General features: G+C 72.8%; 12 protein-coding genes and 1 pseudogene. 3 read left to right on the top strand and 10 right to left on the bottom strand.

Translation table 11 applies throughout. The features are described 5' to 3' along the window. Positions 1–341: 341 nt before the first annotated feature. The 4 genes from ACPZVR_RS10585 to deoC form a co-directional block, all read right to left on the bottom strand. On the bottom strand, positions 342–680 hold the full coding sequence (locus ACPZVR_RS10585; RefSeq protein ID WP_436699539.1) for a hypothetical protein: 339 nt from the start codon (positions 678–680) through the stop codon (positions 342–344). Between the two features lie 77 nt (positions 681–757). Beyond that, a complete protein-coding gene (locus tag ACPZVR_RS10580; RefSeq protein WP_436699538.1) occupies positions 758–1,645 on the bottom strand; it encodes an aldehyde dehydrogenase family protein in 888 nt (295 codons plus the stop codon). Then, positions 1,645–3,081: an aldehyde dehydrogenase family protein gene (locus tag ACPZVR_RS10575; RefSeq protein ID WP_436699537.1), complete on the bottom strand. Its 1,437-nt coding sequence runs from the start codon at positions 3,079–3,081 to the stop codon at positions 1,645–1,647. The genes ACPZVR_RS10580 and ACPZVR_RS10575 overlap by 1 nt, the downstream gene beginning before the upstream one ends. 6 nt (positions 3,082–3,087) lie before the next feature. Further along, positions 3,088–4,071, bottom strand: coding sequence for a deoxyribose-phosphate aldolase (deoC, locus tag ACPZVR_RS10570; RefSeq protein WP_436699536.1), 984 nt, complete (start codon positions 4,069–4,071; stop codon positions 3,088–3,090). A gap of 23 nt (positions 4,072–4,094) precedes the next feature. Here deoC and ACPZVR_RS10565 point away from each other — a divergent pair, with 23 nt between their 5' ends. Together ACPZVR_RS10565 and ACPZVR_RS10560 are read left to right on the top strand one after the other, a co-directional pair. Continuing rightward, on the top strand, positions 4,095–4,670 hold the full coding sequence (locus ACPZVR_RS10565) for a hypothetical protein (RefSeq protein WP_436699535.1): 576 nt from the start codon (positions 4,095–4,097) through the stop codon (positions 4,668–4,670). Between the two features lie 29 nt (positions 4,671–4,699). Then, entirely contained in the window at positions 4,700–5,284 is a 585-nt protein-coding gene (locus tag ACPZVR_RS10560) for an FKBP-type peptidyl-prolyl cis-trans isomerase (protein ID WP_436699534.1), read from the top strand. A 12-nt stretch (positions 5,285–5,296) separates the two neighbouring features. Here the strand turns inward: ACPZVR_RS10560 and ACPZVR_RS10555 are convergent, their stop codons facing one another. From ACPZVR_RS10555 to ACPZVR_RS10545, 3 genes are read right to left on the bottom strand one after another with little or no spacing between them, the layout of a single operon-like run. Then, positions 5,297–6,976: a phospho-sugar mutase gene (locus ACPZVR_RS10555; protein WP_436699533.1), complete on the bottom strand. Its 1,680-nt coding sequence runs from the start codon at positions 6,974–6,976 to the stop codon at positions 5,297–5,299. Positions 6,977–6,995: 19 nt separating this feature from the next. Continuing rightward, positions 6,996–7,997 (bottom strand): aldo/keto reductase, encoded by a 1,002-nt coding sequence (locus tag ACPZVR_RS10550; RefSeq protein ID WP_436699532.1) that lies wholly within the window; start codon positions 7,995–7,997, stop codon positions 6,996–6,998. A gap of 44 nt (positions 7,998–8,041) precedes the next feature. Continuing rightward, positions 8,042–8,431 carry a MerR family transcriptional regulator gene (locus ACPZVR_RS10545; protein ID WP_436699531.1) on the bottom strand — a complete coding sequence of 130 codons (390 nt, stop codon included), beginning with the start codon at positions 8,429–8,431 and terminating at the stop codon, positions 8,042–8,044. A 32-nt stretch (positions 8,432–8,463) separates the two neighbouring features. On the opposite strand from ACPZVR_RS10545, the pseudogene ACPZVR_RS10540 reads away from it, so the two are divergent. Further along, positions 8,464–8,781, top strand: a pseudogene (locus ACPZVR_RS10540) (SRPBCC family protein); the annotation flags it as partial. A gap of 114 nt (positions 8,782–8,895) precedes the next feature. Here ACPZVR_RS10540 and ACPZVR_RS10535 read toward each other — a convergent pair. From ACPZVR_RS10535 to ACPZVR_RS10525, 3 genes are all read right to left on the bottom strand, one after another. Beyond that, the gene (locus ACPZVR_RS10535) at positions 8,896–9,444 is read right to left on the bottom strand and encodes a VanZ family protein (RefSeq protein WP_436699530.1); all 549 of its coding nucleotides are present in this window, start codon (positions 9,442–9,444) and stop codon (positions 8,896–8,898) included. A 33-nt stretch (positions 9,445–9,477) separates the two neighbouring features. Beyond that, positions 9,478–10,152, bottom strand: a complete 675-nt coding sequence (locus ACPZVR_RS10530) for a biliverdin-producing heme oxygenase (RefSeq protein ID WP_436699529.1) — start codon at positions 10,150–10,152, stop codon at positions 9,478–9,480. 136 nt (positions 10,153–10,288) lie between these two features. Continuing rightward, complete coding sequence (locus ACPZVR_RS10525; RefSeq protein WP_436699528.1) at positions 10,289–10,855, bottom strand: TetR/AcrR family transcriptional regulator; 567 nt, start codon at positions 10,853–10,855, stop codon at positions 10,289–10,291. Position 10,856 lies beyond the last annotated feature (1 nt).

Genomic DNA, 10,856 nt, shown 5'->3' with positions numbered 1-10,856 from the left:
CGCACGCCAGGCCCCATGCGACCGTCGCCAACCGCAGCCGGCAACCCAACCCAGCCACGCTGCCGGCCTTCCCCGTCGCTGCCTTTCGGAACGAAACCATGCACCCGACCGCAGCCTCCGGGCAGCCCTCACAGCACGACAAGCAACAAGGAGCGACACCAGCCGATCCCGCCCACCGGCCCGCAACCCGACCACCCACCCCAGCCCCGTCGCGACCCTCCTCGTCGCTGCCCTTCCGGAACGGAACCACCCACCCGACCGCAGCCCACGAACAGCCCAGCCCGTTCACCGGACCGCAACCCGACCGCCGAACCCAGCCTCCTGCGACCTCCCCGGGCGGTTCAGCGGCGCCGACGCAGCGCCGCGTCGAGTGCGGCCATCAGCACCGCCGGCCGGCTCCGTCCCGCCGGGGCGGACGGATAGCGGCGCAGCACGTCGACGAGAACGGGCGTGGCTCGCAGCCCGGCGGCCTCGATCGAGGCGAGCCCGACGGCCGGGTCGTCACCGGCGGCGAGCTCAGCGATCCGGGCGGCGTTCGCGGCCGCCCGCAGGATGTGCCCGACCTGGTGGGCGCGCGCGATCGGGTGCAGGTACGCCGCGGAGGCGGCGTCGCCGGCCGCCTGGACGGCGAGGCGGGCCGGCTCCGTGGGGGCGCCGGCCGCGGCCCGGTGGGCGTCCATCGAGGCGATCCGCTGCAATCGGCCACGCGGTGCGCCGTCGACGAACGCCCGGGCGGCGCGCGGACGACCGCGCCGACTCAGATCCCGATCGGGTGCCACACCGTCTTGTGCTCGACGAAGTCGGTCATGGGGGACAGGCCGGGCTCGACCGTCCAGTCCGGCTCGGCATCCGGCGCGCGGCGTACCCGCTTGAGGTTGTCGGCGGCGGCGACCTCCAGCGAGGTCGCGAGCTCGCCGGATCCGTCGGATCTGTGGGGGCCGGCGACCCCGCACAGGTCGATCGCGTTGACGTCCATGTGCGCGGCCAGCCACGGGCCGAGCGCGGCGGCCTCGCCGGTGAGGACGTTGACCACGCCGCCGGGCACGTCGGAGGTGGCGAGCACCTCGGCGAACGTGACCGCCGGCAACGGACGCGCGTACGACGACACGACCACCGCGGTGTTGCCGGTGACGATCACCGGCGCCACGACGGAGACCAGTCCGAGCAGGGAGGAGGCCTGGGGGGCGAGCACGCCGACGACACCGGTGGGCTCCGGCGCGGTGTGGTTGAAGAACGGGCCGGCGACGGGGTTGGCGTTGCCGATCACCTGGGCGAGCTTGTCGGCCCAGCCGGCGTACCAGACCAGCCGGTCGATGGCGGCGTCGACCTGGCCGCGCGCCGCGGCGGCGGTGCCGCCCTCGGACTGCTTGACCGCCTCCTCGAACTGGGGCCGGCGGTCCTCCATGACCTCGGCGATCCGGTAGATGATCTGGCCGCGGTTGTAGGCCGTGCGCGCCGCCCAGGGGCCGAAGGCCTTGCGGGCCGCGACGACGGCGTCGCGGACGTCCTTGCGCGAGGCGAGGGCGGCGTTGGCCACGAACGCACCGCGTGCGTCGGTCACCTCGTAGGAGTGGCCCGACTCCGAGCGCGGGAACGCGCCGCCGATATAGAGCTTGTAGGTCTTGCGCACGTCGATCCGAGCCATCAGGCGTCGGCCCCCTTCAGGTAGGCGGCGAGGCCCTGGCGCCCGCCCTCGCGGCCGTAGCCGGACTCCTTGTAGCCGCCGAACGGGCTGGCCGGGTCGAACTTGTTGAACGTGTTGGCCCACACGACGCCCGCGCGCAGCTGGGAGGCCATGTGCAGGATCCGCGAGCCCTTCTCGGTCCACACCCCCGCGGAGAGGCCGTACGGCGTGTTGTTGGCCTTCTCCACGGCCTCGGCCGGCGTGCGGAAGGTCAGCACGGACAGGACCGGTCCGAACACCTCCTCGCGCGCGATGCGGTGGGCCTGGGTCACGCCGGTGAAGATCGTCGGCGGGAACCAGAAGCCGGACGACGGCAGGTCGCACGCGGGCGCCCAGCGCTCGGCGCCCTCGGCCTCGCCGATCGCGGACAGCTCCCGGATCCGGTCGAGCTGCTCACGGGAGTTGATCGCGCCGATGTCGGTGTTCTTGTCGAGCGGGTCGCCCACCCGCAGGGTGCCCATCCGCCGCTTGAGCCGGGCGAGCACCTCGTCGGCCACGGACTCCTGCACCAGCAGCCGGGAGCCGGCGCAGCAGACATGGCCCTGGTTGAAGAAGATGCCGCTGACGATGCCCTCGACCGCCTGGTCGATGGGGGCGTCGTCGAAGACGATGTTGGCGGCCTTGCCGCCGAGCTCGAGCGTGGCCTTCTTGTCCGTGCCCGCGATGGCGCGCGCGATGGCCTTGCCGACCGCCGTGGAGCCGGTGAACGCGACCTTGTCGACGTCGGGATGGGACACGACGGCCTGACCGGTGCTGCCGGCGCCGGTCACGATGTTGACCACGCCCGGCGGCAGGTCGGCCTGCTGACAGATCTCCGCGAAGAGCAGCGCCGTCAGGGGCGTCGTCTCGGCGGGCTTGAGAACGACCGTGTTGCCGCACGCCAGGGCCGGGGCGACCTTCCACGCCAGCATCAGCAGCGGGAAGTTCCACGGGATCACCTGGCCGGCGACCCCCAGCGGCCGGGGGTTCGGCCCGAGGCCGGCGTACTCCAGCTTGTCGGCCCAGCCGGCGTAGTAGAAGAAGTGCGCGGCCACGACGGGGACGTCGACGTCGCGGCTCTCCTTGATCGGCTTGCCGTTGTCGATCGACTCCAGCACCGCCAGCTCGCGCCCGCGCTCCTGGATGATCCGCGCGATCCGGAAGAGGTACTTCGCCCGCTCCCTGCCCGACATCCGCGACCACCCGCGGAATGCGCGCCGCGCGGCCCTCACGGCGAGGTCGACGTCGGCGTCGGACGCCTCGGCCACCTCGGCCAGGGTCTCCTCCGTGGCCGGGTTGACGGTCTTGAACGAGGCGCCGCGTCCGTCGACGAAGTCGCCGTCGATGAACAGCCCGTAGGAGGGCTTGATGTCGACGATGCTCCGCGACTCCGGAGCGGGTGCATATTCGAACGCCATGACAGATCAGTCCAGGGTGAAGTAGTCGGGACCGCTGTAGCGGCCGGTGGTCATCTTCGTGCGCTGCATCAGCAGGTCGTTGAGCAGCGTCGAGGCGCCGAAGCGGAACCAGTCCGGGTCGAGCCAGTCGTCGCCGGCGATCTCGTTGACCATGACGAGGTACTTGATCGCGTCCTTGGCGGTCCGGATGCCGCCCGCCGGCTTCACGCCGATCTGGACGCCGGTCGCCTCGCGGAAGTCGCGCACCGCCTCCAGCATCACCAGGGTCACCGGCAGGGTGGCCGCCGGCTGCACCTTGCCCGTGGAGGTCTTGATGAAGTCGGCGCCCGCGAGCATCGCCAACCACGAGGCACGGCGTACGTTGTCGTAGGTCTGCAGCTCGCCGGTCTCGAAGATCACCTTGAGGTGGGCGTGCGAGCCGTCGGGACGGGCGCAGGCCTCGCGGGTCGCGACGATCTCCTCGAACACCTGGAGGTAGCGCCCGGCGAGGAACGCGCCGCGGTCGATCACCATGTCGATCTCGTCGGCGCCGCCTGCGACGGCGTCGCGGGTGTCGGCGAGCTTGACGTCCATCGACGCCCGCCCGCTCGGGAAGGCGGTGGCGACCGCAGCGACGTTGACCTGCGAGCCGACGATCGCCTTCACCTCGCCGACCAGGTCGCCGTAGACGCACACGGCCGCCACGGACGGGCAGGTCGGGTCGGCCGGGTCGGGCCGCAGCGCCTTGTTGGCCAGCGCCCGCACCTTGCCGGGGGTGTCCTGGCCCTCGAGCGTGGTGAGGTCGACCATCCGGATCGCGAGGTCCAGGGCCCACGCCTTCGCGGTGGTCTTGATCGATCGGGTCCCGAGCCCGGCGGCGCGGGCCTCGGCGCCGACCTGGTCGACGCCGGGCAGGCCGTGCAGGAAGCGGCGCAGCGAGGCCTCGCTGGCCGTCACCTCGGAGTACGCCGCGAGTCCCGGAGCGGGATCGGCGGGGGCGGTGGTCGGCATCTGCCCAGCATAGGGTTGGGAGCGTGCAGAACGAAGGTGTCGAGAAGCCCGAGCGCTACAGCTCCGGCGGTCTTGTCGTCGGTGTGATCGGCCTGGTGTTCGTCGCGATCGCGATCGGCTACGGCCTGCTCGACCCGGAGGCCGGCTTCGCCCCGTGGGCGTATCCGCTGTGCCTGCTCGTCGGCGTCCTGATCTGGATCGTCCTGCTGCGGCCCGCGTTGGTGGTGCGCCGCGACGAGCTCGAGATGCGCAACGCCCTGCACACCCGCTGGGTGCCGTTCGCGCTGATGACGTCGGTGGAGATCAGCCAGGTCACCGTCGTCAAGGTCGGCGAGGCGACGTACGTCGGCAGCGGCTTCGGCCGCACCCGGCGCACGATGCGGCACGACAAGCGCGCCGCGCACGACACGCCGCTGGAGAAGAGGTCGACGGCGTGGCTGATCGAGGACAAGCTGCGTCGCCGGATGGCGGACGGCCGGGACCGCGTCGCCCGCGACCCGGACGCGGGCGGAGCGGTCCGTCTCGCGTGGGCGTGGCTCGAGATCGGCGCCCTCGCCGTGCTGACGGTGGCGACCCTCGTCGTGGCCCTCGTCGCCTGAGCGTTGGCGGCGCTTCGTAGGCTGCCCGCATGCAGACTCCAGCCCGGCTCGTCGCCGCCGTCGTCGTGTCCCTGTCCGTGCTCGCCACCAGCGCGTGCGGCGACTCGGGGGAGGACAAGGCCTCCGACGCGTCGTCGGCCGCCACGACCAGCGACGGTGCGACCACCGACGGCGCGACCTCGGACGCTCCCGCCCCGTCGGGCGAGGAGTGCGCCATCGACGACATCACGGTCGAGGGCGCGTTCGGCAGCACGCCGACCATCACGGTCCCCGACGACTGCACGCCGCCCGTGGAGCTGCTCTCCAAGGACCTCGTCACCGGCAGCGGCCCGGCCGCCGAGGCCGGCGACACGGTCGAGACGAACTACCACCTCGTCACCTGGTCGAACAAGCAGGTCCTCGACAGCTCCTTCGAGCGTGGTCAGACCTTCCCGCTGGAGGACCTCGGCAACGCGCCGGTCATCGACGGCTGGAACCAGGGGCTGATCGGCATCCAGGAGGGCACCCGCCGCCTGCTCGTGATCCCGCCGGACCTGGGCTACGGCCAGGGCGGCCAGGGCGTCGAGCCGAACGAGACGCTGGTGTTCGTGGTCGACGCCGTCTCCGTCAGCTGACGGAGACGACGCTCAGATCCCCGCGGCCGCCGCGATGTCGGCGCGCAGCGCGGTGAGCCGGGTGGCCGCCTCCGCCCGTGCGGTGGGGACGTCGCCGTCGACGACGGGGACGACCACCTCGAGGTAGCACTTGAGCTTGGGCTCGGTGCCGCTCGGCCGGACGACGACCCGGCTGCCGTCCTCGGTGCGGTAGCGCAGGCCGTCGGTCGGCGGCAGGTCGGCCGAGCCGGCGGTCAGGTCGTCCGCCGCCGTGACGGCGGAGCCGCCGAGCGTCGCGGGTGGAGTGCCGCGCAGGCGCTCCATGGCGGCGGCGATCTCGCCGAGATCGGTGACCCGCACCGACAGCTGGTCGGTCGCGTGCAGTCCGTGGGCGACGGCGAGGTCGTCGAGCAGGTCGAGCAGCGTGCGGCCCGCGGCCTTCGCCTCGGCGGCGATCTCGCACAGCAACAGGGCCGCCGAGACGCCGTCCTTGTCGGAGACGTGCGCGGGGTCGACGCAGTAGCCGAGCGCCTCCTCGTAGCCGAAGACCAGCCCGGGCAGGCGGCCGATCCACTTGAACCCGGTGAGGGTCTCGGCGTAGCGCTGACCCGCGGCGCGCGCCATGGTGCCGAGCAGCGAGGACGACACGATCGAGGTGGCGTAGACGCCGGAGCGGCCGGCGCGGAGCAGGTGGTCGGCCAGCAGCGCGCCGACCTCGTCGCCGCGCAGCATCCGCCAGCCGCCTTCCGCGGTCGCGTCGGGCACCGCGGCCGCGCACCGGTCCGCGTCGGGGTCGTTGGCGATCACGATGTCGGCGCCGGTCCGCTCGGCGAGGGCGACCGCGCGGTCGATCGCGCCGGGCTCCTCCGGGTTGGGGAACGCGACGGTGGGGAAGTCGGGGTCCGGCTCCTCCTGCTCCGCGACCACCTGCGGCGCGGCGAAGCCCGCGTTCTCCAGCACCGTCGGCAGGGCACCTCCCCCGACGCCGTGCAGCGGCGTGTAGACGATCGTGAGATCCCGGGGGCCGTCACCGGCGATCGCGGCGACGGTGTCGAGATAGGCGTCGACGATCCCGTCGTCGAGGACCCGGCCGCCGGTCGCCGCGAGCGACGCCCGCGGCACGGACTCGAGGCTGCCGACGGCGGCGATGCGGGCCGCGATCTCGCTGTCGGCCGGCGGCACGATCTGGCTGCCGTCGCCGAGGTAGACCTTGTAGCCGTTGTCCTGCGGCGGGTTGTGGCTCGCCGTCACCATGACGCCGGCCGCGCATCCGAGCTCCCGGATCGCGAACGCCAGCAGCGGCGTGGGCAGCGGCCGGGGGAGCAGCAGCGGGCGCAGCCCCGCGCCCGCCATCACCTCCGCCGTGTCCTGGGCGAACACGTCGGAGTTGTGGCGGGCGTCGTACCCGATCACGACCGGCGTGCCCGGGGCCGTCCCCGTGTCGCGGAGGTACGCCGCCAGCCCCGCCGCGGCCCGGAGGACGACGATCCGGTTCATCCGGTTGGGTCCGGCGCCCAGCGCGCCGCGCAGGCCCGCCGTACCGAACTCGAGGGTGCCGCGGAAGCGGTCGGCGAGGTCGGCGCGCGCGTTCGCGTCACCGGCCTCGACCGCGGCGATCACCCGGACGAGCTCGTCGCGCGTGTGCGCGTCGGGATCCTCGGCGAGCCAGGACTGGGCCCGGGCGAGCAGGACGTCGGTGTCAGGCGTGGTCACCGGCCCACGGTAGCGGGGCTCAGCCGTTGACCGTGCTCATGTCGCCGTACCGGTCGCCGGCGACGGCGTCGCGCGGGACGGCGGCGCTCAGGGCGGCGAGGTCGTCGGCACTCAGCGTGACGGCGCGGGCGCCGGCGTTCTCCTCGAGGTACGCGACCCGCTTGGTGCCCGGGATCGGTGCCACGTCGTCGCCCTGCGCGAGGACCCAGGCGAGTGCCAGCTGGCCGGGCGTGCAGCCGTGCTGGTCGGCGAGCGCGCGGATCCGGTCGACGAGGGAGAGGTTCGTGGCGAGGTTGTCGCCCTGGAACCGGGGGAAGTACGCCGTCGCGCGACTGTCGCTCGCGTCCCAGCCGTCCGCGCCGACGGTGCCGGTGAGGATGCCGCGGCCGAGCGGCGAGTAGGCGACCAGGCCGATGCCGAGCTCGCGCAGGGTCGGCAGGATCTCGTCCTCGAGGTCCCGGCTGAACAGCGAGTACTCCGTCTGGAGCGCGGTGATCGGGTGCACCGCGTGGGCGCGGCGGATCGTCTCCGGCGAGGCCTCCGAGAGGCCGAGGTGGCGCACCTTGCCCGCCTCGACCAGCTCCTTCATCGCGCCGACGGTCTCCTCGATCGGGACGTCGGGGTCGACGCGGTGCTGGTAGTAGAGGTCGATGTGCTCGACGCCGAGCCGCTGGAGCGAGGCGTCGCACGCGGAGCGGACGTACTCCGGGCGTCCGTTGATGCCGCGCCGGGTGCCGTCGGGATCGCGCTGGACGCCGAACTTGGTCGCCAGCTGGATCTCGTCACGGCGGCGCGGGCCGGCGGCGATCGCCTTGCCGACGAGCCGCTCGTTGGTGAAGGGGCCGTACATGTCGGCGGTGTCGAGGAAGGTGACGCCGAGGTCGAGCGCGCGGTGGATGGTCGCGATGCCGCCGGCCTCGTCGGGGCTGCCGTAGAAGTCGGACATGCCCATGCAGCCGAGGCCGAGGGCGGAGACGGTCAGCGGGGACGTGGTGCCGAGGGTGCGGGTCGGGTTCGTCATGTCCTCATCGAAGACCCTGGAGCGCGCTCCAGGTCAAGCCCGGGTCAGGCGATCCGCTCCAGCTGCGCCAGTCGGTCCTCGTAGATGCCGATCTTGTACTCGATCGCCCCGAGGTGCGCCGTGACCTCGGCGAGCTGGCGCCGCACCTCGTCGCGGTGGGCCTGCAGCAGTGCGAGACGCTCGGGCTCGTTGCCGTCACCGGCCCGCACCAGCTCGGCGTAGCGGCGGACGTCGCGGATCGGCATCCCGGTCGAGCGCAGCCGGGTCACCAGCTCGATCCAGCGCAGGTCCGCGGTCTGGTAGCGCCGGTGACCGCTCGGGTCGCGGGGAACGGGGCGCAGCAGCAGTCCGTCGTTCTCGTAGTAGCGCAGCGTGTCGGCCGTCAGGCCGAGGGTGGCGGCCGCGTCGGCGATGGTCTGTCCGGTGCTCGGCATGTCCCCAGTGTTGCTCGGGGCATGATGGAGCGGTGCGCCGGTCGTTCGCGTTCTCCGACGCCTGGGTGGTCGACGCCCCGCCGGCCGAGGTCGCGGCCACGCTGGTCGACCTCGAGCACTACCCGCGCTGGTGGCCGCAGGTGCGCGCCGTCGCGCGGCTCGGCCCCGACACCGCGTGGGTGTGCTGTCGGTCCACCCTGCCGTTCACGCTCGACCTGGTGCTCGACGCCGTCTCGCGCACTCCGCCGGTCGTCGAGGTGGCCATCGGCGGCGACCTCGACGGGTTCGCGCGGTTCACGCTGACCGCCGCCGCCCGGGGCACCCGGCTGGATTTCGCGCAGGAGGTGTCCGTCCGCGGCACGCTCGCCCTGGCGTCGTACGTCGCCCGGCCGCTGATGCTGTGGAACCACGACCGGATGATGGCCGGCTGCCGTGCCGGGCTCGACCTGGCCCTCGCCGAGCGATCAGCGGCGGCGGGCCGACCGCAGGACCAGGACCAGCACCACGCCGACGGCCGCGCCGAACAGCGCCCCGGTGGTGTTGTCGATGATGTCGGTGACGTCGCAGGCGCGGTCGATCCGCGCGAGCTCGAGCTGGGTCGCCTCGATCAGCGCGGAGTAGCCGGCGAGGCCCGCGAGGCCGATCGGGGCGAGGAGCCACCCGGCGCGCCACCGCGCGACGGACAGGACGAGGAAGATCCCCGAGGGCACGAACAGGGCGGTGTTGAGCGTGCGCTGCCCGGACTCGAAGATCCAGAAGCCGTCGGGTGCGGGACCGCCGATGTCCCAGGAGCAGGAGGTCATCCGTCCCTCGGCGGGCACGATGCCGGTGTCCGGCGACGTCGGCACGAGCGTGACGAGGGCGATCGCCGCGACCGACCAGAGGAGGCCGGCGATCGCGACCGCGGACACCCAGCCCAGCGGGCGGACCAGGACCAGAGCCAGGAGTCCGCAGCCGAGGGCCGCGACCCCGATCCCGAGCAGCATGACCCCGGTGCCCCCGAACCCCACCATGAGGTCCGAGGCTAGCGCGCCGGGGGAGGCGGGTCAGGCGGCGCGGTAGCGCTCGATCTGTCCGCCGAGCTCGTCGAACAGGGCCTGGTTGAGGCCGAACACGGCACGCACCTCGTCGACGATCCGGGTGACCTCGTCGGGGGTGAGGTCGAGCGCGTCGAGGCGCGCGCGGTAGGCGTCCTTGTAGGGCTTGGGCTTGGGGATCTCGCTGAACTCGTAGAAGCTGACGCCCGTGCCCTCGGGCAGGTCGAAGGTGCGCTGCAGCACCCGCCCGATCACCTGGCCGCCGGACAGGTCGCCGAGGTAGCGGGTGTAGTGGTGCGCCACCAGGAGTCCGCCCCAGGCGCCGGCCGCGCGGATGCGCTCGACGTACGCCGTGGCGGCGGGGGAGTCGATCTGCTCCGGGTCGACGCCGGGGGCCCAGTGGGCGAGGTCGGCGTCGATGGCGGCGAGCCGGTCGAGCGCGGAGTCGTGGACCGCGGCGACGGTCGGCTCGTCCCGGTGCTCGGCGACGACCTCCTCGAGCGCGGCGTAGACCCGGCGCAGGCGGAGAAGGAGGTCGGCGTACGCCTCGGCGGTGAGCTTGCCCTCGAGCAGCTCGGCCATGAACGTCGAGCCCTCGGCCGCCTCGTGCTCGGCGCGCGAGCCCTCGCGCATGGCGGTCGACAGGGTCAGGTCCTCGTCGCGGACGGTGGTGGCGACGGACATGGCGGCAGCTCCTCGGCGTGGCGGTGACAACTTACTGACTAAGTGTCAGGAAGATGGGGGGTGCCTGTCAATACGCCGAGGCGAGTTTTCCTTAGGTTTGCCTAAGTTCCATGCTCCGCGGGTCGGGGAGTGCCTGTCAACCCATGTGGCCGAGGCCGCGGAGCACGAACTCCTCGACGGCCGCGACGGGCAGCTGGCGGGTCGCCAGGGCCGCGTGGAGCAGGGAGATCGCCGACTTCCGGTCGGAGACGCGGAAGGCGCCCTCGGCGATGCCCTGGTCGAGGATCTCCTCGAGGACCTCCTCGACGGCCGCGACGTGGTCATGGATCTTCTCCATCGCCTCCTCCGACAGGAGGTGATAGAGGATCCCGCCCATCCCGGTGTGGAACTGCTGGCCGGCCTGGAGCTGGTGGCGCAGGTAGACCCGGATCTTGGCGACGGGGTCGGGCACCAGGTCGAGGTCGCGGCGCAGGTCGGCGAGGTAGTGCTGGGTCTCCTCCGTGGCGAAGGCGACGACGACCGCCTCCTTGTCCCGGAAGTGGTGGTAGATCGCCGTCCGGCCGATGTCGGCCCGCGCGGCGATCTGCGCCATGGTGATGGCGTCGAAGCTCCGCTCGTCCATGAGCGTCGCGAAGGCGTCGAAGATCCGCCGCCGGACGAGGTCACGGTGGGCGGGGACGGTCTCTGCGGCGATCTTCGGCACA

Source organism: Nocardioides segetis (genome assembly GCF_051390595.1).
Classification (GTDB): Bacteria; Actinomycetota; Actinomycetes; order Propionibacteriales; family Nocardioidaceae; genus Nocardioides.
Note: the sequence above shows the minus strand (reverse complement) of the source record. Positions and strands in the feature narration are given on the sequence as shown.

What these genes read in the sequence shown, in the direction of transcription:
- ACPZVR_RS10580 (WP_436699538.1), bottom strand. Translation starts at nt 1,645, where the DNA reads ATGGCTCGGATCGACGTGCGCAAGACCTACAAGCTCTATATCGGCGGC.
- ACPZVR_RS10545 (WP_436699531.1), bottom strand. Translation starts at nt 8,431, where the DNA reads ATGCCGAGCACCGGACAGACCATCGCCGACGCGGCCGCCACCCTCGGC.
- ACPZVR_RS10560 (WP_436699534.1), top strand. Translation starts at nt 4,700, where the DNA reads ATGCAGACTCCAGCCCGGCTCGTCGCCGCCGTCGTCGTGTCCCTGTCC.
- ACPZVR_RS10585 (WP_436699539.1), bottom strand. Translation starts at nt 680, where the DNA reads ATGGACGCCCACCGGGCCGCGGCCGGCGCCCCCACGGAGCCGGCCCGC.
- ACPZVR_RS10530 (WP_436699529.1), bottom strand. Translation starts at nt 10,152, where the DNA reads ATGTCCGTCGCCACCACCGTCCGCGACGAGGACCTGACCCTGTCGACC.
- ACPZVR_RS10535 (WP_436699530.1), bottom strand. Translation starts at nt 9,444, where the DNA reads ATGGTGGGGTTCGGGGGCACCGGGGTCATGCTGCTCGGGATCGGGGTC.
- deoC (WP_436699536.1), bottom strand. Translation starts at nt 4,071, where the DNA reads ATGCCGACCACCGCCCCCGCCGATCCCGCTCCGGGACTCGCGGCGTAC.
- ACPZVR_RS10575 (WP_436699537.1), bottom strand. Translation starts at nt 3,081, where the DNA reads ATGGCGTTCGAATATGCACCCGCTCCGGAGTCGCGGAGCATCGTCGAC.
- ACPZVR_RS10550 (WP_436699532.1), bottom strand. Translation starts at nt 7,997, where the DNA reads ATGACGAACCCGACCCGCACCCTCGGCACCACGTCCCCGCTGACCGTC.